Source organism: Salaquimonas pukyongi (assembly GCF_001953055.1).
In the GTDB taxonomy this organism is placed as follows: domain Bacteria; phylum Pseudomonadota; class Alphaproteobacteria; order Rhizobiales; family Rhizobiaceae; genus Salaquimonas; species Salaquimonas pukyongi.
In genome coordinates this window covers 3213237-3231495 of sequence record NZ_CP019044.1, presented here as the reverse complement: position 1 = coordinate 3231495, position 18259 = coordinate 3213237, and the positions used below count along the sequence as shown (strand labels likewise).

At 56.9% G+C, this 18259-nt stretch carries 17 protein-coding genes; 11 read left to right on the top strand and 6 right to left on the bottom strand.

The window, feature by feature from the left end:
• Nucleotides 1-4: 4 nt before the first annotated feature.
• Both BVL55_RS15595 and BVL55_RS15590 read right to left on the bottom strand, forming a co-directional pair.
• The gene (locus tag BVL55_RS15595; protein WP_075997665.1) at nucleotides 5-598 is read right to left on the bottom strand and encodes a Maf-like protein; all 594 of its coding nucleotides are present in this window, start codon (nucleotides 596-598) and stop codon (nucleotides 5-7) included.
• A gap of 68 nt (nucleotides 599-666) precedes the next feature.
• Entirely contained in the window at nucleotides 667-1530 is an 864-nt protein-coding gene (locus BVL55_RS15590; protein WP_075998232.1) for a pyruvate, water dikinase regulatory protein, read from the bottom strand.
• Nucleotides 1531-1991: 461 nt separating this feature from the next.
• Here BVL55_RS15590 and hemE point away from each other — a divergent pair, with 461 nt between their 5' ends.
• The 8 genes from hemE (at nucleotide 1992) to BVL55_RS15550 (ending at nucleotide 11088) form a co-directional block, all read left to right on the top strand.
• Nucleotides 1992-3011 carry a uroporphyrinogen decarboxylase gene (hemE, locus tag BVL55_RS15585; RefSeq protein WP_075997664.1) on the top strand — a complete coding sequence of 340 codons (1020 nt, stop codon included), beginning with the start codon at nucleotides 1992-1994 and terminating at the stop codon, nucleotides 3009-3011.
• Between the two features lie 35 nt (nucleotides 3012-3046).
• On the top strand, nucleotides 3047-3469 hold the full coding sequence (hemJ, locus tag BVL55_RS15580) for a protoporphyrinogen oxidase HemJ (RefSeq protein WP_075997663.1): 423 nt from the start codon (nucleotides 3047-3049) through the stop codon (nucleotides 3467-3469).
• 238 nt (nucleotides 3470-3707) lie between these two features.
• Nucleotides 3708-4973: a transcription termination factor Rho gene (rho, locus tag BVL55_RS15575; RefSeq protein WP_156892576.1), complete on the top strand. Its 1266-nt coding sequence runs from the start codon at nucleotides 3708-3710 to the stop codon at nucleotides 4971-4973.
• A gap of 93 nt (nucleotides 4974-5066) precedes the next feature.
• Complete coding sequence (gene mnmE / locus BVL55_RS15570; protein ID WP_075997662.1) at nucleotides 5067-6413, top strand: tRNA uridine-5-carboxymethylaminomethyl(34) synthesis GTPase MnmE; 1347 nt, start codon at nucleotides 5067-5069, stop codon at nucleotides 6411-6413.
• Between the two features lie 236 nt (nucleotides 6414-6649).
• Nucleotides 6650-8572, top strand: a complete 1923-nt coding sequence (gene mnmG / locus BVL55_RS15565) for a tRNA uridine-5-carboxymethylaminomethyl(34) synthesis enzyme MnmG (RefSeq protein ID WP_075997661.1) — start codon at nucleotides 6650-6652, stop codon at nucleotides 8570-8572.
• Nucleotides 8565-9221 carry a 16S rRNA (guanine(527)-N(7))-methyltransferase RsmG gene (rsmG, locus tag BVL55_RS15560; protein ID WP_244530538.1) on the top strand — a complete coding sequence of 219 codons (657 nt, stop codon included), beginning with the start codon at nucleotides 8565-8567 and terminating at the stop codon, nucleotides 9219-9221. Before mnmG ends, rsmG begins: the two co-directional genes overlap by 8 nt.
• A 102-nt stretch (nucleotides 9222-9323) precedes the next feature.
• Entirely contained in the window at nucleotides 9324-10139 is an 816-nt protein-coding gene (locus tag BVL55_RS15555) for a ParA family protein (protein ID WP_075997660.1), read from the top strand.
• Between the two features lie 37 nt (nucleotides 10140-10176).
• Complete coding sequence (locus BVL55_RS15550) at nucleotides 10177-11088, top strand: ParB/RepB/Spo0J family partition protein (RefSeq protein ID WP_075997659.1); 912 nt, start codon at nucleotides 10177-10179, stop codon at nucleotides 11086-11088.
• A 30-nt stretch (nucleotides 11089-11118) separates the two neighbouring features.
• Here the strand turns inward: BVL55_RS15550 and holA are convergent, their stop codons facing one another.
• The 3 genes from holA to leuS all read right to left on the bottom strand — a co-directional run bounded on the left by holA (nucleotide 11119) and on the right by leuS (nucleotide 15411).
• Nucleotides 11119-12153 carry a DNA polymerase III subunit delta gene (gene holA, locus BVL55_RS15545; protein WP_075997658.1) on the bottom strand — a complete coding sequence of 345 codons (1035 nt, stop codon included), beginning with the start codon at nucleotides 12151-12153 and terminating at the stop codon, nucleotides 11119-11121.
• Nucleotides 12154-12162: 9 nt separating this feature from the next.
• On the bottom strand, nucleotides 12163-12714 hold the full coding sequence (gene lptE / locus BVL55_RS15540) for an LPS assembly lipoprotein LptE (protein ID WP_075997657.1): 552 nt from the start codon (nucleotides 12712-12714) through the stop codon (nucleotides 12163-12165).
• A 66-nt stretch (nucleotides 12715-12780) separates the two neighbouring features.
• Nucleotides 12781-15411 (bottom strand): leucine--tRNA ligase, encoded by a 2631-nt coding sequence (gene leuS / locus BVL55_RS15535; RefSeq protein WP_075997656.1) that lies wholly within the window; start codon nucleotides 15409-15411, stop codon nucleotides 12781-12783.
• Between the two features lie 212 nt (nucleotides 15412-15623).
• On the opposite strand from leuS, the gene BVL55_RS15530 reads away from it, so the two are divergent.
• Entirely contained in the window at nucleotides 15624-16253 is a 630-nt protein-coding gene (locus BVL55_RS15530; protein ID WP_428977289.1) for a YggS family pyridoxal phosphate-dependent enzyme, read from the top strand.
• A gap of 6 nt (nucleotides 16254-16259) precedes the next feature.
• Here the strand turns inward: BVL55_RS15530 and BVL55_RS15525 are convergent, their stop codons facing one another.
• Nucleotides 16260-16763: a L,D-transpeptidase family protein gene (locus BVL55_RS15525; protein ID WP_075997654.1), complete on the bottom strand. Its 504-nt coding sequence runs from the start codon at nucleotides 16761-16763 to the stop codon at nucleotides 16260-16262.
• Between the two features lie 199 nt (nucleotides 16764-16962).
• On the opposite strand from BVL55_RS15525, the gene BVL55_RS15520 reads away from it, so the two are divergent.
• On the top strand, nucleotides 16963-17646 hold the full coding sequence (locus BVL55_RS15520) for a response regulator transcription factor (protein WP_075997653.1): 684 nt from the start codon (nucleotides 16963-16965) through the stop codon (nucleotides 17644-17646).
• A 103-nt stretch (nucleotides 17647-17749) separates the two neighbouring features.
• Nucleotides 17750-18250 (top strand): cyclic nucleotide-binding domain-containing protein, encoded by a 501-nt coding sequence (locus BVL55_RS15515; protein ID WP_075997652.1) that lies wholly within the window; start codon nucleotides 17750-17752, stop codon nucleotides 18248-18250.
• The last annotated feature ends 9 nt before the right edge of the window (nucleotides 18251-18259 follow it).

Below are 18259 nucleotides of genomic sequence, written 5' to 3'. Positions count from 1 at the left end.
CGGGTCAACCCTCCAGGGCGGCCTGGCGCCGCAGTTCGGCAAGAAGCGGAAGCAGGGGAAGCCCCATGATGGTGAATAAATCGCCGTCGATTTTCTCAAACAGCTGAATTCCGACGCCTTCAATCTGATAGGCCCCGACACTGGAAAGGATCGTATCACCGGCCTCCGCAAGGTGGCGGCCGACAAATTCCGGCGAGAGCGATCGCATGGTAAGTGCTGCCCGTTCCACATGGCTCCACAAGACCTCGCCATCGCGAACCAGTGCAATCGCAGAATCGAGATGATGGGTCTTTGCCGACAGTTGCAGCAGGCGGCGGCGGGCGCCTTCCATGTCGGCAACCTTGTGCAGGATTTCGCCGTCAAGGGAGAGCACCTGATCGCTTCCGATGACGAGCGCGCCGGTATTTCTTGCGCTGACATCTTCAGCCTTGGCGATGGCAAGCACTTCAGCGATATCGGCAGGGGGCAAACCGGCTTCCAGCAATGGCTGTTCCACCGCCCGTTCATCGATCTTGGCCGCCACCGCCTCAAATTCCAGTCCCGCATTGTTGAGCAGGGCGGATCGAAACGGGCTGGCGGAGGCAAGAACAAGGTTCATAAGAAGCGGGTTTCTTCCGGTAAATGGCAGGGACAGTTACCGCCTTTTTGCCGAATGAAGGCAATAGTTCAAGGGGCAGCGGGCTGAGCAGTGTCCGGCTGGGCCTGTTTATGGATGTGATCGTGCCAAAGCGCATGAATGTCGGCCGCTGTTTCCTCAATGGAGCGGCGCGTCACATCGATCATCGGCCAATCATGTTTTTTGCAAAGTTTGCGGGTTGCTGCCAGTTCTTCTGCAATGGACGCCCGGTCGCGATAGGCCAAGCTGTTTGCCGCTGGAATATCACCGAGATCCCGGTTCTGGCGAACCTGAAAAATGCGTTCGGTGCTGGCGACCAGAGCCACCTTTAGCGGCCGGTTGGCGGATACAATGGCTGGGTCGACGGGAATGCCGGGAACCAGCGGGACGTTTGCAATCTTCAAACCGCGGTTGGCGAGATAAATCGAAGTCGGGGTTTTCGACGTTCGGGAAATCCCAAGCAGTATAACATCTGCATCCTCCAAGTTGTCGGGCAGGGCGCCATCGTCATGCATGAGCGTGAAATTGATGGCATCGATGCGGCTGAAATACTCCGCGTTGAGCTCGTGCTGTGCGCCAATCTTACGCGAAGTTGGCGCACCGAGATAGGACTGGAATGCCTGAAATATCGGTTCCAGGATGGAAACACAGGGAATGCCCATTTGTTTGCATTTCCCGGTGAGCTCCTGGGCCAGGGCCTCGTTTGCAATTGTAAACAGGACGATGCCGGGTTTGCTGTCGAGTTCCGCGATTATTTCCTCAAGTTTCTGGCGGCTGCGAACCATCGGATGGACATGCTCAATGGCATGGGTGGTTTCGTATTGGGATGTAACCGCCCGGCTCGCGGCAATGAGGGTTTCACCCGTGGAATCTGAAATCAGATGAAGATGAAAATAGCGCTGGTTATGGAGCATGCCGCTCGTGACCGCTTTCATCCGGCAGTAAAGCCGGTGTGACGATTGTTCACCCGCATTTGTGGATAAATCTGGAGAAACCGGCAAGGGGCGGCGCGATGCAAATCTGAATACCCGTTGTCCGGATTCTTTTGCCGGATTTGGAAGACCGGGACAGGGAATCTTTCAGGCTGTGAACTGTGGGCATAAGCAAATTATTCAGTTTTCCCTGACCTTTATCAACAGGGAAAACACCTGTTGCTGTACCGTAACCTATTGAAATAAAGAGATAATATACGTTTTCCACGCTATTCATTGACGTCGTGATCCAGGAAACTGCCATATTGGCAGGCATACAAATTTTATCACGTCTTGTGGACGGATGGGTAGTACCGCTATTCACAGACAATAAGAATCAAAAAACCAAACCTACAGGATTCTTTGAATAGGACCGCGTTGTGGAAAAGAGTCAGCCGAGAAAGATGATCGGGGTGCTGGATGGGCAGCGGTATGAAATACCACCTGTCTGGATCATGCGTCAGGCAGGACGGTATTTGCCCGAGTATCGCAAGTGCAGAAAGAAGGCGGGGAGCTTTCTCGATCTTTGTTACACGCCCGAATATGCGATTGAGGTAACGCTGCAGCCGATACGAAGGTTCGGCTTTGATGCTTCGATCCTGTTTTCAGATATTCTGGTCATTCCCGATGCCATGGGAAGAAAGGTTCGCTTTGAGGAGGGCAGAGGACCGGTACTGGAGCCCATTGGTGTAGAGGAAATAGAGGGCCTTGTTTCTGGAAACAGGGAATGGGGTGCGCTGGAAGAAAGGCTTCAGCCGGTGCTGGAGGCCGTTGGCGGGATACGGGCAGCACTGCCTGAGGAAACGACACTGTTGGGCTTTTGCGGTGCGCCGTGGACGGTGGCGACGTACATGATTGCAGGTCACTCAACCAGCGACCAAGCGCCGGCAAGGTTGTTTGCGCATCGGCATGAGAAGGCGTTTGAAGCAATGCTGAATGCTCTGGCGGACCGGTCGGCGGATTATCTTGTCCACCAATTGCAGGCGGGTGCGGACGCGGTGCAGATATTTGATTCCTGGGCAGGTGTGCTCGATCCGGGAAGCTTTGAAGAATACTGCGTCAGGCCGGTAAAGCGGATTGTGGATTCTGTGCGGGAACGAATACCAAAGGCGCGGATCATCGCATTTCCAAAAGGTGCCGGGTTGAACTATGAGGGCTATGCAGCAAAGACGGGGGCAACAGCAATCGGGTTGGACTGGACCGTACCGCTGGACTTTGCGCAGTCTCTTCAGAAGGAAGTGCCGGTACAGGGTAATTTGGACCCGACCCTTCTGGTTGCTGGAGGTAGGGCACTGGATGAGGGTGTTGACCGCGTTTGTAATGCGCTAAGTGGCGGGCCTCATATCTTCAACTTGGGTCACGGGATTACCCCGGATACGCCGGTTGCCCATGTGGAGCAGATGCTTGCCCGTATTCGCGGCTAGTTTGAACTTCAGGGAAAAGTTGTTCGGAGAAGACGATGTATGAATGGGTCAAGGTCTTGCATCTGATATCCGTCATTTCATGGATGGCAGGACTTTTGTATCTTCCCAGGCTGATGGTCTACCACAACGAGACTGAGCCCGGCTCGAAAACATCAGAAACCTTCAAGGTGATGGAGCGGCGGCTGCTAAAGGCAATCATGACGCCTGCGATGATTGCCAGCTGGCTTTTCGGCTTGTGGCTGATGGTGCTGGTTCAGGCCTGGAACGAAGGCTGGTTTGTTTCAAAGCTATTCCTCATCGTGATTTTATCGGCCTTTCACCTGTTTGCAGCAAAGTGGGTGGGGGAGTTCAAGGCTGATCAGCGCCGGCGGCCGACCCGGTTTTACCGGTTTGCGAATGAAGTGCCGACGCTGTTGATGGTGCTGGTGGTTGTTCTTGTGGTTGTCAGACCGTTCTGACCGGCTTTTGCAAAGCTGCTTTTCATCACTGATATTTGATAGCGAAAAGGGCTGCTTGAAACCGGCCTTCGCATGGGTTATGTAGCGGGCGGGTTTCCCGACCCGGAAGGAAAGGAAAGTTTCTTTCCAGACAGCCCGGCAAAACGGCTGCAAGCCTTTCCAAGCATTATCCTCCCTACAACAGTCTGGCCGCATGGCATCGTGCAGCGATGAGACCGGTTCCCCAGGAATAAAACAAATGGAAAAAATGAAGCTTCAGGACCTGAAGACCAAAACCCCGACGGATCTGGTGACGTTTGCTGAAGGCGTCGATGTGGAAAATGCCAGTACCATGCGCAAGCAGGAACTGATGTTTGCGATCCTGAAGCAGCTTGCTGAGCAGGATACGGAGATTATCGGCGAGGGGGTTGTGGAAGTGCTGCAGGACGGCTTCGGCTTTTTGCGCTCTGCCAGTGCCAATTACCTGCCTGGGCCTGACGATATCTATATTTCCCCCTCGCAGATCCGCAGATTTTCACTGAAAACCGGTGATACGGTGGAAGGCCCCATTCGCGGACCGAAAGAGGGCGAGCGCTATTTTGCGCTGCTGAAGGTCAATACGATCAATTTCGATGATCCGGAAAAGATCAAGCACAAGACCCACTTCGATAATCTGACACCGCTTTATCCCGATGAGCGGTTCAACATGGAAATAGAGAACAGCGAGTCGAAGGACCTTTCAGCCAGGGTTATCGACCTGGTCGCACCGCTGGGAAAGGGTCAGCGTGGGTTGATTGTGGCGCCGCCGCGGACCGGCAAGACCGTATTGTTGCAGAACATCGCCCATTCGATCACCGCAAATCACCCGGAAAGCTATCTTATTGTGCTGCTTATCGATGAGCGGCCGGAGGAGGTGACCGACATGCAGCGCTCGGTCAATGGCGAGGTGATATCCTCGACTTTTGATGAGCCGGCATCACGTCATGTGCAGGTTGCCGAGATGGTTATCGAGAAGGCAAAGCGGCTGGTTGAACATGGCCGTGATGTTGTCATTCTGCTCGATTCGATTACCCGTCTGGGCCGGGCCTACAACACGGTCGTACCCTCTTCCGGCAAGGTTCTGACGGGCGGCGTCGATGCCAATGCCCTGCAGCGGCCGAAACGCTTCTTTGGCGCAGCGCGAAACATCGAGGAAGGCGGATCGCTTACGATTATCGCCACAGCGTTGATCGACACCGGCAGCCGGATGGATGAGGTTATCTTCGAGGAGTTCAAGGGCACGGGCAACTCGGAAATCGTTCTGGACCGCAAGGTTGCCGACAAACGGGTCTTCCCTTCAATGGATATTCTCAAGTCCGGCACAAGGAAAGAAGACCTGCTGGTGCCCAAGGCGGACCTTCAGAAGATATTCGTATTGCGCCGTATTCTTTCTTCCATGGGAACCACGGATGCGATCGAGTTTCTGATCGACAAGCTCAAGCAGACGAAGAACAATCACGAGTTCTTCGATACGATGAACACGTAAGCTGCCACCCACCCGATTCGCAAGCGAAACGTCCGGAATTGATTCGGATGTGGTATGGTAGGCAGCAATACCGTCTCCAGAGGAAGTTCCGGAATGGCCAAAGAAAGCGGTTCCGGCAAACAGGAAACCATTGTAGCGCTGGCAACGGGTGCGTTGCCAAGCGGTATTGCAATCGTGCGTATTTCCGGTCCCAGGGCGCTGGATCTTGGCAAAACGCTCAGCAAGGTTTTTCCGGACCATCCGGGCAAACTCAAACCATCCGAGTTCATGGATCCAGCCGACGGCAGGGTGATTGATCGCGGCCTGATCTGCTGGTTTGCAGCACCAAAAAGTCATACTGGTGAGGATGTTTGTGAATTGCATCTTCACGGCAGCGCTGCAGTGGCGAACAAAATTCTCGACGTGCTGGCTTCCAGCGGCGCTCGATTGGCGGAAGCCGGGGAATTTACCCGCCGGGCTTTTGAAAACGGCAAAATGGATCTCACCGAGATTGAGGGCCTTGCTGATCTTTTGGCGGCTGAAACCGAGGCTCAGCGCAGGCTGGCGGTTCGTTTGGCATCCGATGAGATGCACAGGAAAATTTCGGATTGGCGGGAAGCGCTGGTTCGGGCGCGCGCCTTGCTGGAAGCTGAATTCGACTTTGCCGATGAGGATGACGTTCCCGACAGCATGGTTTTGCAGGTTCGCAAGACAGCCCGGGAACTGAAGTCCAAAGTGGGAGATGCGTTGTCGGGGTATCATGCGGGGGAGATCATTCGCCGCGGGTTTCGCGTGGCGCTTGTTGGCCCGCCCAATGCCGGAAAATCCAGCTTGTTGAATGCGCTTGCCAGGCGGGACATCGCCATTGTCACCGATGTGGCGGGAACCACACGCGATGTCCTTGAGGCGAAGGTGGATATCGACGGGTTGGCTGTAATTGTCTTTGATACTGCCGGCATTCGCGAAAGCGGAGACCGGGTTGAGATATTAGGCGTTGATCGGGCAAGGCAGGCCGCCAAAGCGGCGGACCTGGTGATATGGCTTTCACCCAAGGATGCGCCAGAAGCACCAACTGGCGAATTGGGCGTAGACGCGGTTTTCCGTTCGAAGGAAGATTTGCCGGGTGAACAGGTGGTGGGAAAGCGGGAAGATTTCCCGATAGAAGGCAAGGTAAGCACGGTAAACCCGGCCGGTCTTGATTCATTTATTGCATTTATCTCACGGAGGGCGAGGCACGCCACATCCGGAGAGGATATTCTGGTATCGCGAAAGCGGCAGAAAGCACTGCTGGAGAAGGCCGGAAAGCACCTCGAACGGTTTGATGCGATGCTGGGCGCTGATCGGGTGCTGGCGGCTGAAGAGCTGCGATTGGCAGGGGAATGCTTTGGCCGGCTGACAGGAAGAATAGATCCGGAAGAATTGCTTGATGTGATTTTTTCCGAGTTCTGTATCGGCAAGTGATTCACGTGAAACAATCCGGGCGCCTGTTCTTGCCCGGAAACCCTGTTTCACGTGAAACATTTTGAGTTGAGGTGCTATTCGACCGGCATCGGATTGCTTTACGGCCCGGCCAAAAGGCTCTATGAGCACACACCATGATGAATGCGGGCGTTAGTCCTGGCCGCATCGAAAGAAGAGGCGGCTGGTCCGTCCATGAACCGGTCCGGTCAAACCTGCAGAAACCCCGGGATTGAGCCATGGGAAAGGCCTTTGATGTCATTGTAATTGGCGGCGGTCATGCCGGCTGTGAAGCTGCCGCCGCTTCGGCCCGCATGGGCGCGCGCACGGCGCTTGTAACCCATCGTGCTGATACCATTGGCGTCATGTCCTGCAACCCGGCCATTGGCGGGCTTGGTAAAGGGCATCTGGTGCGCGAAATCGATGCGATGGATGGCATCATGGGCAGGGCCGCCGACAAGGGCGGTATCCAGTTCCGTTTGCTCAACCGGCGCAAGGGGCCTGCCGTGCGCGGGCCGCGGGCCCAGGCAGACCGCAAGCTTTACCGGCTTGCCATACAGGCTGGGCTGGCGGAGCAGGAAAACCTGGAAATCATCGAAAGCGGTGTGGGTGATCTGATCGCCGACCAGGGTGTTGTGAGCGGTGTGATCTGCGAGGATGGCCTGGAGCTGCGCTCTGCCGCGGTTATTTTGACCACGGGGACATTTCTTCGCGGTCTGATCCATATCGGTGAGAAAAAGATTCCGGCCGGCAGGATGGGAGAAGCGCCCTCAACCGGTTTGTCCGCAACGCTGGAGAGAGCAGGATTTGTTCTGGGCCGGCTCAAAACCGGAACGCCGGCCAGGCTCGATGGCAAAACCATCGACTGGTCCTGCGTGGAGATGCAGCCCGGCGACGCCGATTCCGTACCGTTTTCCAGCCTTACCGGCAGGCTTCCCAACCGCCAGATCGAGTGCGGAATTACCCGCACGAATGCGCAGACCCATGCCATCATAGCCGAGAACCTGACAAAATCGGCCATGTATTCGGGCCAGATCGGTGGCGTCGGCCCGCGCTATTGTCCGTCTGTTGAGGACAAGATCGTCAAATTCGGGGACAGGGACAGCCATCAGATCTTTCTTGAGCCAGAGGGGCTGGACGATGACACGGTCTATCCCAACGGGATTTCCACCTCACTGCCGGAAGCCGTCCAGGCCGCTTTCATCGCCACAATCAAAGGCCTGGAGAGGGCAGTCATCCTGCAGCCCGGCTATGCCATCGAATATGATCACATCGATCCGCGCGAACTACGGCCGACGCTGGAAACACGCCGGTTGCCGGGATTATATCTGGCGGGCCAGATCAACGGTACGACCGGATATGAAGAGGCAGCCGCCCAGGGACTGGTTGCCGGGCTCAATGCGGCACGAAAGGCCGGCGGAGGCGAAGCCGTGCTGTTCAGCCGGACAAACTCCTATATCGGCGTCATGATCGATGATCTGACCACCCGTGGCGTGAGCGAGCCGTACCGGATGTTCACCTCCCGGGCGGAATACCGGCTGAGTCTGCGGGCTGACAATGCCGATCAGCGCTTGACGCCCGAGGGAATTCGCATCGGCTGCGTTGGAACAGAACGGCGCAAGGCATTTGGGGCATGGAAATCTGGGCTGGATGCCTGCAGCGAAACATTGCAGACGCTTGTCCTGACGCCAAACGAGGCGGCGTCGCATGGCCTGAAAATCAATCAGGACGGGGTTCGCCGCAGCGCTTACGACCTGCTCGCCTATCCCGATATCGATCTTGACCGGCTTGCCGCCATCTGGCCGGAGCTGGGACAGATTGATGCCAGGGTGGCCGAGCAGGTACAAATTGACGCTTCCTATGCGGTGTATTTGGCACGGCAGGAAAGCGACATTACAGCGCTTCGCAGGGAGGAAGCGCGGATCATACCGGAGCATTTCGACTATGGGCGCCTGTCCGGCCTTTCAACGGAACTGCGGCAGAAACTGGAACGCGTCCGGCCGCAGAATCTGGGACAGGCATCACGCATAGACGGAATGACCCCGGCGGCCATTACGCTGATTCTGGCGCATCTGAAGCGCCATGAGACGGTTTGCAAGACAACGGGCACGCCCGAAAAGCCATCACCGGGCGCAGACGATGCCTGGCAGGCCAATGGCTGATCTCATGCCGAACCTTAAAGCCGGACAACCAGTCCTTGAACAGTTAAATGAAATCCATCCGGTTTCACGTGAAACCATGGTGCGGCTGACAGCGTATCGGGACCTGCTTTACAAGTGGCAGGCAAAGACCAATCTGGTTTCTCCGGCCACCCTGCCTGAGTTCTGGGAACGGCATGTGGCGGACAGCCTCCAACTGGTGTCGATCAAGCCGGAAGTGCGTTCCTGGACCGATTTGGGTAGTGGTGGCGGGTTTCCGGGCCTGGTGATTGCAGCAGCCATTGCAGGCGAAAGGCCAGCGTCAGTGAGGCTGATCGAATCAAACCAGAAGAAGAGTGCTTTTCTTCGCCAGGCAGCGTCCCGCATGGGCGTCCCTGCCAGCGTCTTCAATACCCGTATCGAGTCGGCTACGGAACAAATCACAGCTGCAGAGGTGATTACCGCCCGGGCGCTGGCGCCGCTGGTGCGCCTGCTTGATTGGACGGGTGCATGTCTCACGGGCAGCCGCACGGCACTGTTCATGAAAGGCCGGGATTTTAGGCGCGAAATCGAAGATTGTCGTGGCGATTGGAAATTCGATTTGGTAGAGCATCCAAGCAGGATAGACCCGGCCGGCTGCATCCTGGAAATAGCCAGTGTTTCCCGCCGCTAGTCCGGTTTGGTGGTCCGGTTCTCCTGCTGCATGTTTCCGGATTTTGTAACGGGGCAAAAAAATGCCTGAGAGGGTTTCATCGGGCAAAACGGGTTTGAGGCGATGAGCATCCGAACGGCTTCAAGGGTATTGACGATTGCCAACCAGAAGGGCGGCGTGGGCAAGACCACGACGGCAATCAACCTTGCCACCGCGCTTGCGGCGATCGAAAAGACGGTTCTGATTGTTGATCTGGACCCCCAGGGCAATGCCAGCACCGGGCTCGGCATTGACCGCGAAAGCCGGGACACGTCCACGGCCGATCTGCTGCGCGGCGACAGCGGCCTGGGCGATGCCCTGGTGAAGACGGCGGTGCCCCGGTTCTATGTGGCGCCGTCGACGCTTGATCTGCTTGGGCTGGAAATGGAAATTGCCGATGCGCCAGACCGGGCATTTCGTCTTAAAAAGGTTATTGAGGAATATATTCCCAATACCAGCGAAGGAAAACCGGCCTTCGACTATATCCTGATCGATTGCCCGCCCTCACTCAACCTGTTGACCATCAACGCCATGGCTGCTGCCCATGCGCTGCTGGTTCCGTTGCAGTGCGAGTTCTTTGCCCTTGAGGGGCTCAGCCAGTTGCTGGAAACCATGAAGCAGGTACGCGAAACGGTAAATCCGGAGCTTGGCCTGCACGGCATCGTCCTTACCATGTTCGATTCCAGGAACAATCTTTCCGATCAGGTGGTCAGCGATGTGCGGGAGTTCATGGGATCAAAAGTTTATGACACGGTAATTCCACGCAATGTGCGCCTGTCGGAAGCACCATCCTACGGCAAGCCGGCGATCCTGTACGATCTGAAATGTGCTGGGAGTCAGGCCTATCTGCGGCTTGCATCGGAAATCATTCGCAAGGAAAAGCGGCTTAGCGCCGCCTGATCACGGTTACGGCAGGCGCAAAAGAGGAGACGAGGACATGGCAGACAGCGGATCAAGGAAGCGGCTCGGTCGGGGCCTTGCGGCACTGATCGGCGAAATGGACGATATGCCTGCTGACGGCAAGCACGCCGCCCGTCCCGAATCACAGCGGGCAGACCGCAGGGTTCCGATCGAACAGATTCGTGCCAATCCCAACAATCCCCGCCGGCAGTTTTCCGAAGAGCACCTTGCCGATCTCGCGCGGTCGATTGCCGAGCACGGCATTGTTCAGCCGATCCTGGTTCGGCCGATCAAGGGAGCGGATTTGGGCGGTGCCCGCTATGAGATCATCGCCGGCGAGCGGCGCTGGCGGGCAGCCCAGAAAGCTTCGCTGCACGAGATACCGGTCATTCTGCGAGAAGTCGAAGACAAGGAAGCGCTGGAACTTGCGATCATTGAGAACGTTCAGCGGGCAGACCTCAATCCGGTGGAAGAGGCGCAAGGCTATCAGCAGCTGATCGATGAATATGACTACACCCAGGCCGATCTTGGAAATGTCATCGGCAAGAGCCGCAGCCATGTTGCCAACACGCTTCGCCTGTTGAAGCTGCCGGATGCTGTCCGCAGCATGCTGTCTTCGGGAGAACTTTCCGCCGGGCACGCTCGGGCAGTGGTCACCAGCAGCGATCCGGTCGGTCTGGCAAACAGGATCATCAAGGATGGACTGTCAGTGCGTCAGGCAGAAGCGCTTGCGCAGGAGCAGGCCGGCAGTGAAAAACCGCCGCGCAATCTGGAAACCAAGAGCCTTGATCTCAAAGCGCCCGATATCAAGGCGCTGGAGCGGCAGATTGAGGACCAGCTGGGACTTGCTGCAGACATCAGGCTGGGCAAGGGAGAAAAAGGCGAGTTGCGCATCAAGTACAAGACGCTTGAGCAGTTTGAAAGCTTGTGCCAGCGGCTGCTTACATAGGCATTGTTGAAAGCTTCCGTGGATCAGGTCTCACGATGGCTGGCGGGCTTCGAGAACAACCGCCAGCAGACAGGTTCCGGCTATGGCTGCGCCCAGTTCCGGATTGGCCCTGGCCTCAAACCCGGCCTGATGCAGCCGGCCCAGAATCCGCTCCAGTTGCCCCGTGTTGAGCCTGGAAAGAATGCGGATCAACCGATCCTTGCGCTTCCAGAAAACCGGTGGGCGGGCGCCATCGACGGCAGCCTTTGCACTGAGGCGCTCAGTGTCAATCCTTCCGCGCATTTCGTGCAAGGCCTGAAAATGGCGCAACGCATTGAGCAACAGCATGTCGGCAGCCATGCCCTGTTCCAGAAGGCGCCCGATCTGATCTTCAAGTGCGGTCATTTCGCCGGCTGAAACCGAATCGAGCACTTCGTCGAAATCGATGGTGGAAGCATCGCCGACGATGGCGGTAATGTGCTCCCGGGTGATCTCGGTTTCATTGCCGGCATAAAGCGCCAGTTTGCGCAACTCATTGCGGCTGGCCATCCGGTCTCCGCCAAGAAACTGTTTCAGATAGGCTGAAAGCTCCCGGTTTATGGCATACCCTTTGCCGGTCAGTTCCTCGGCGATCAGTTCGTCCAGCGCCCTTCCTTCGTCGAGATAGCAGGGGATTGCCGCGCCATTCGGCGATTTTTCAAACAGGTTTCGCAGCGCCGTGCCCTTCTTCAGGTCCCCGGCCTCTATCAGCACCCACGCATTTTCAAGCTTCTGTTTCAGCAGCGGCTTCACAGCTTCTGCCAGATTGCGGCGGGTCTGGCCGGAAACCCGGATCAGCCGGTCGCCGCCGAACATGGCAACGGTAAAGGCTTCGTCGAGAAGCCGGTTTCGGTCCGCAGCGGCGGTATCGGCGTCGAGGCGGATGGTGGCAAAAGGATCGGTGGTATCCACGCCGCAGGCGTCTGCCAATTTGTCGGCACGCTCACTGACCAGCCCGCTGTCGGGGCCATAGATGAGGATTGCCCGCAGAGCAGGATCGGGCTTGGCGAGGAAGCTTCCGATCTCGGCCGGTTTCAAGGCAGGCATGATGGTGTGTCAGTTTGCAGACAGATCGGAGGCGATGGCAAACCGCAACTGCTCGGCAACCTCGCGTGCTGCGCGATTTTCGGCATCGCGCTCGGCGCGGGCGCTGGCAAACGACTGGCTGGTCCTGTCATAGGAAGCGCTGGCGAACCGGCTGCCGCGATGGACGATCTCCTTGGACGCAAAATCGTAAATCTCGTAACTGGCGGTCAACTCAACATTGCCGGCCGTATTGCCGATCTGACTGGATTGTCCGCTTTTAACCTTCGCGGCAAGTACCCGTGAGTTGGAAGCAACCCGGATACGCACTTCGTGGCTGGGATTTGGCGGAGTAGCGCCGCCGCTGATCAGAAAGATCAAATGATTGCGTACCTGTTGTTCAACCCTGGTATCGACCTCGGCAACCGAAAGCGAGGAAAGGGCGAGATTTGAGCCGGCAATGGTGCCGCTGTCGGAAGAATAGAGCGGCTGGAACTGGCAAGCCTGCAGCATCGCGGCCAGCGCGATGACGGGTACGCAGCGGGCGAGCCTTGTTGCAAAAGTGGTGCAAAGAAAGCGTTTCATACCAATTCCAGGCCCTGATGTTTTTCGTTTCCCGCCTCTGTTGCGGCCACCATCGGGGATGGTGTCTTACACAACGATATTCACGATCCGCTTTGGAACCACAATAACCTTTTTGGGCGCCTGATCGTTCAAATATCCCTTTATCACATCCAGCGCGAGGGTGGCAGCGATAATATCTTCCTGGGAAGCTTCAGCACTGACGGTTACATCCGCCCGTTTTTTTCCATTGACCTGAACCGGCAAGGTCAAGGTGTCGTCCACCACCAGGGAAGGGTCGAACTGCGGCCAAGCCTGTTCGGCAACCAGGCCGTCATTGCCAAGCGCCTGCCAGCATTCTTCCGCCAGGTGCGGCATCATCGGGGCAATCAGCTGAACCAGCACGTCACATGCCTGACGGCACGCGTGCTGGAACCCGGCCTCCTGCGCCTTGCCGTCATTCCAGGTACTCTGGATACGATTGGTCAAAGTATAAATAGCGGCAACAGCGCGGTTGAACCCGAGTGCTTCGATGTTCTCGCTGACGAACTTGATCGTTTTGTGGGTGTCTTTTGCCAGTTCCAGGGATTTGGGGCCATATTCCGGCGCGGCGCCTTCCAACGTCGCGGATGCATCTGCAATGCCGGTTATCAGGCGCCAAATGCGCTGAACAAAGCGGTGTGCGCCTTCCACACCGGACTCGGTCCAGATGACATCCCGGTCGGGCGGGGAATCCGACAGCATGAACCAGCGGGCGGTATCGGCGCCGTAGGAAATGATGATGTCGTCGGGATCCACCACGTTCTTTTTCGATTTCGACATCTTCTCGATGGAGCCGATGGCAACCTGGGTGCCGTCGTCAAGAAATGCCTTTCGGCTGGCCCCTTCCCCTTCAATACGAATTTCGGCCGGCGTTACCCAGCCACCGGGCCCCTCATAGGTTTCGTGCACCACCATACCCTGGGTGAACAGGCCTTCAAACGGCTCTGCTACCTCATTGAGATGGCCGGTGATCTTCATGGCCCGGGCAAAAAAGCGCGAATAGAGCAGATGCAGGATCGCATGCTCGATGCCGCCGATATACTGATTGACAGGCAGCCAGCCATTCTTGCCATCGACGTAATTAAGGGTGGTCGGGCTTTCCTCGTTCCAGGGATCGGTAAAGCGGGCAAAATACCACGAGGAATCAACGAATGTGTCCATCGTGTCGGTATCGCGCTCTGCGGGTTCTCCGCATTTGGGGCAGGCGGTGTGTTTCCATTCTGGATGATGGTCCAGAGGATTGCCCGGCTTGTCAAAGCTGACATCTTCCGGCAGGCGGATCGGCAATTCGCTGTCCGGCACCGGTTGGGTGCCGCAGGCCTTGCAGTGGATTGCCGGGATCGGGCAGCCCCAGAAACGCTGGCGTGATATCAGCCAGTCACGCAGGCGGTACTGTACACGGCGCTCGGCCATTGGCTGGCCATCGCCCACCGTTGCCTTTTCCAGCCGGGCTGCGATCTCGTTGAATGCTTCGTCCGGTTTCATGCCGTCCAGAAACCGGGAATTGATCATTATCCCTTCATCAACATAGGCTTCTTCGCCGATCTGGAAACTTTCCGCGTCTTCATCTTCCGGCATGACCACGGCAATGACCGGAAGATCGTATTTGCGCGCAAAGTCCAGGTCGCGCTGGTCGCCGGAGGGGCAGCCGAAAATGGCGCCGGTGCCGTAGTCCATCAGCACGAAATTGGCGACATAGACCGGCAGCGTCCAACTGTCATCAAACGGATGGACAGCTCTGATGCCGGTGTCAAAGCCCTTCTTTTCAGCCGTTTCCAGCGCGGCAGCTGAAGTCCCAATGCGGCGGGTTTCCTCGCAGAAGGCGGCCAGCTCAGGGTTGGTTTCAGCCGCTTTCAGCGCCAGTGGATGGTCTGCGGCAATTGCCATGAAAGACGCGCCGAAAATCGTGTCGGGCCGGGTGGTGTAGATGTCCAGCGCCGATTCACCTTGCGGTGCCGTGTCCGCATCCAGTGGCCAGCGGATCATCAGACCCCGCGACTTGCCGATCCAGTTTTTCTGCATGGTGCGGACCTTGTCAGGCCAGCGCTCCAGATCGCCGAGTGCTTCAAGCAGTTCTTCGCTCATCGATGTGATCTTGAAGAACCATTGGGTGAGGTCGCGCTGCTCGACCTCGGCGCCCGAGCGCCAACCCTTTCCGTCAATGACCTGTTCGTTGGCAAGCACGGTCTGGTCCACAGGATCCCAGTTTACCTTCGCGGTGCGGCGTTCCACCAGGCCGGCTTTCCAGAAATCGAGGAACAGCTTCTGCTGGTGCCTGTAGTAGACGGGATCGCAGGTGGCAAATTCCCGCGACCAGTCAAGCGACAGGCCCATGGTCTTGAGCTGGCCCTTCATGGTTTCAATGTTGGCATAGGTCCAGTCGCGCGGATTTACCTTGTTGTCGCGGGCGGCATTTTCCGCCGGCAGGCCGAAAGCATCCCAACCCATGGGGTGCAGGACGTTGAACCCTTTTGCCCGCTTGTAACGCGCCACAACATCGCCCATCGCATAGTTGCGGACATGCCCCATGTGAATGCGGCCGGAAGGATAGGGGAACATTTCCAGCACGTAGTATTTCGGGCGTGGATCATCGTTGCGGGTTTCAAAAAGGCCGGCTTCGTTCCAGGCTTTTTGCCATTTCGGCTCGCTGACGCGCGGATTGTAGCGTTCGCTGGTCATCTTCTGTCCAAATCTTGAGGATTTGCCCGTTTGTTGCTCAGATACGGCGGCGGCGTTGTCTCAGGTTTCAGGGCAATGCTTGACCAGAAATGCATCGTCTGGTCAACAGGTTGCAGAATTCAGAGCACAGTGCGGCGGCCTGTGTGGCGGCCAGTCGACAAACGGGAAGCGTGGCGTTTATGAATGAAAGTGCGGTCAGGCTGGAGAAAATCATGGCGCGCTGCCGTGCTGCGGCCAAGGATTGGGGCCGTGATGTTGCCGATATAACGCTGGTCGCGGTTTCCAAGACATTCGGGCGTGAAGAGATTTTGCCAGTGCTGGAGGCCGGTCAACGGGTGTTCGGCGAAAACCGGGTTCAGGAAGCACAGGGCAAATGGCCGGAACTGCGGCAGCTTTATCCCGATATTGAATTGCATCTGATCGGGCCATTGCAGTCCAACAAGGCTGCGGATGCGGTAGCGCTGTTTGATGTGATCGAAACCATCGATCGGGAGAAAATCGCCGCAGCGCTTGCCAAGGAGATGGAAAAGCAGGGCAAGGCCCCGCGCCTGTTGGTGCAGGTCAATACAGGCGCCGAGCCGCAGAAAGCCGGTGTGCTGCCGGGTGAAACCAGCGCTTTCGTCGAGCTTTGCAGAAAAAAATACGGTCTGGCGATTGAGGGATTGATGTGCATTCCGCCCTTTGAGGAAAATCCCGGTCCGCATTTTGCCCTGTTGCGCAAGCTGGCAGGGGAGCTGGCGCTTGAAGTTCTTTCCATGGGCATGTCGGCAGATTTCGAGACTGCCATTGAACTTGGGGCAACCCATGTGCGCGTTGGCAGTGCAATCTTCGGGCAGCGGTGAACCCCGTCAGAGGCTTATTTCAACCCTCGTTCCGTTTCTGAGAAACGGAAGCAGTCTGATCATGGCCATGGGGGAAAGTGCAATGCAGCCGGCCGTGTAAGGCTTGTCTGCCGTCAGATGCACAAACACCGCGCTGCCCCGGTTGCGGTGTCGGCGGGAAAAATTGTGATCCATTACAAGGCATATGTCGTATAGTCTATCGTCGCGCCACAAATTCTCATGGGAAGCGGCAAACGGAAGGCGGACCGGCCGGTTATAAGCCGGATGGTTTGGTGCGTCGCACCAGCCGTCTTGCGGCGTAAGCGCGCGCATCGGCAACAATGTACTGGGTGGGCTGATGCGGTCTGACCGAAAAAAGCCAAAGAGCAGTTCATAACTGCCTGAGGGTGTCGCGCCATCGCCCTCATGTTTGTTGTGCGATATCCCGGTTTTTCCCAAAAGGCAGGGAGTGACTACATCACCGGCCAAGAGCAGGCCGCCGGAATGGCCGCTTCCCGGCTTTCGGCGCACGTTTAGTGTATTGAGTGTATGGCTGATCACGCGGTTTCACATTTTTACGTCTGCAATCACGCTCGCTTGAGTTCGAATGTGATCGCCTTTTTTTCAAGTCGGATTCAGCCTATCAAGGTAAAAACATGGAAACCATGGCCGAAACGCCCTAGATCAATGAAAACCAGTCAATGCCCTTGAAGAGGCGTGGAGAAAAATCATGACAGCACGGACCATTCTTCTCGTGGACGACGATGAAGAGTTGCGCGAAGCCCTGACCGAGCAACTTTCCCTTTATGAGGAATTCGCCGTCTCGAGCGAAGCTGGTGCGACCAAGGGAATTCAGGCTGCCCGCAACGGTCATGTGGACCTGCTGGTAATGGATGTCGGCCTGCCGGACATGGATGGCCGTGAAGCGGTAAAGCTGCTGCGAAAGGGCGGTTTCAAGGCGCCCATCATCATGCTGACGGGCCATGACACCGATTCGGACACCATTTTGGGACTTGAAGCCGGCGCCAATGACTATGTCACCAAGCCATTCCGCTTTGCCGTGCTGCTGGCCCGTATCCGGGCACAGCTGCGCACCCATGAGCAAAGCGAGGATGCGGTCTTTTCCATCGGGCCGTATACGTTCAAGCCGTCGCAGAAGATGCTGATCGAGGATGGTGGCCAGAAAATCCGCCTGACGGAGAAGGAAACGGCCATCATGAAATATCTCTACCGGGCCGAGCAGAAGATCATCGGGCGGGACGAGCTGCTGGAGCAGGTTTGGGGCTATAATTCGGGCGTCACCACGCACACGCTGGAAACCCACATCTACCGGCTGCGCCAGAAGGTTGAAAAGGATCCTTCCAATGCCCGCATCCTGGTGACCGAGGGTGGCGGTTACAAGCTGGTCCCCTGATACAGGATAACTGAGGCCAACGGCATAACTGGTCAGGGGAAAGCCGCCTGAAAGGGCGGCTTTTTGCTGCCTGGCTGCGCCGCATATGTGATATGGGGCAGATATGACGCTTTCCGACGACATAGAGCTGCTGGGGCGAATTACCCTATTTGACGGATTTCCGGCAGAACAGCTGCGCCTGCTTGCTTTCGGCTCACGCCGCCTCATGCTGCGCGGCGGGGAAGTGCTGTTTCAGGAAGGGGACGCTTCCGATGGCGGCTATGTCATCGTCAAAGGCCAGCTCGATCTGACGGTGATGACGGGAAACCGGGAAACGATCCTGTCCAGTCAGCTGGCGGGAAGTCTTGTCGGAGAGGTTGCCCTGGTTACCAGCAACCGCCGGGTAACCAGCGCCATTGCCAGAACCAATTGCGAACTGATTTTCATCCCGCGGGAGCTGTTTCTTCGCATGCTCCGGGAATATCCCCAGTTGGCTGCCTCCATGCACAGGCGTCTGGCAGATGCGGTTCGGTTGATGATGAAGGATATCGGCAAGGTTCATCACAAGATGCAAACCATTCCGGATCTTTATTCGGACGGCCAACGGCCAGATGGCGAAAGCTGAGCCATTGCC

What these genes read in the sequence shown, in the direction of transcription:
- BVL55_RS15555 (WP_075997660.1), top strand. Translation starts at nt 9,324, where the DNA reads ATGAGCATCCGAACGGCTTCAAGGGTATTGACGATTGCCAACCAGAAG.
- lptE (WP_075997657.1), bottom strand. Translation starts at nt 12,714, where the DNA reads ATGAAACGCTTTCTTTGCACCACTTTTGCAACAAGGCTCGCCCGCTGC.
- BVL55_RS15550 (WP_075997659.1), top strand. Translation starts at nt 10,177, where the DNA reads ATGGCAGACAGCGGATCAAGGAAGCGGCTCGGTCGGGGCCTTGCGGCA.
- BVL55_RS15520 (WP_075997653.1), top strand. Translation starts at nt 16,963, where the DNA reads ATGACAGCACGGACCATTCTTCTCGTGGACGACGATGAAGAGTTGCGC.
- BVL55_RS15530 (WP_428977289.1), top strand. Translation starts at nt 15,624, where the DNA reads ATGGCGCGCTGCCGTGCTGCGGCCAAGGATTGGGGCCGTGATGTTGCC.
- rho (WP_156892576.1), top strand. Translation starts at nt 3,708, where the DNA reads ATGGAAAAAATGAAGCTTCAGGACCTGAAGACCAAAACCCCGACGGAT.
- BVL55_RS15515 (WP_075997652.1), top strand. Translation starts at nt 17,750, where the DNA reads ATGACGCTTTCCGACGACATAGAGCTGCTGGGGCGAATTACCCTATTT.
- BVL55_RS15595 (WP_075997665.1), bottom strand. Translation starts at nt 598, where the DNA reads ATGAACCTTGTTCTTGCCTCCGCCAGCCCGTTTCGATCCGCCCTGCTC.
- mnmG (WP_075997661.1), top strand. Translation starts at nt 6,650, where the DNA reads ATGGGAAAGGCCTTTGATGTCATTGTAATTGGCGGCGGTCATGCCGGC.
- hemE (WP_075997664.1), top strand. Translation starts at nt 1,992, where the DNA reads ATGATCGGGGTGCTGGATGGGCAGCGGTATGAAATACCACCTGTCTGG.
- holA (WP_075997658.1), bottom strand. Translation starts at nt 12,153, where the DNA reads ATGCCTGCCTTGAAACCGGCCGAGATCGGAAGCTTCCTCGCCAAGCCC.
- BVL55_RS15590 (WP_075998232.1), bottom strand. Translation starts at nt 1,530, where the DNA reads ATGCTCCATAACCAGCGCTATTTTCATCTTCATCTGATTTCAGATTCC.
- hemJ (WP_075997663.1), top strand. Translation starts at nt 3,047, where the DNA reads ATGTATGAATGGGTCAAGGTCTTGCATCTGATATCCGTCATTTCATGG.
- mnmE (WP_075997662.1), top strand. Translation starts at nt 5,067, where the DNA reads ATGGCCAAAGAAAGCGGTTCCGGCAAACAGGAAACCATTGTAGCGCTG.
- rsmG (WP_244530538.1), top strand. Translation starts at nt 8,565, where the DNA reads ATGGCTGATCTCATGCCGAACCTTAAAGCCGGACAACCAGTCCTTGAA.
- leuS (WP_075997656.1), bottom strand. Translation starts at nt 15,411, where the DNA reads ATGACCAGCGAACGCTACAATCCGCGCGTCAGCGAGCCGAAATGGCAA.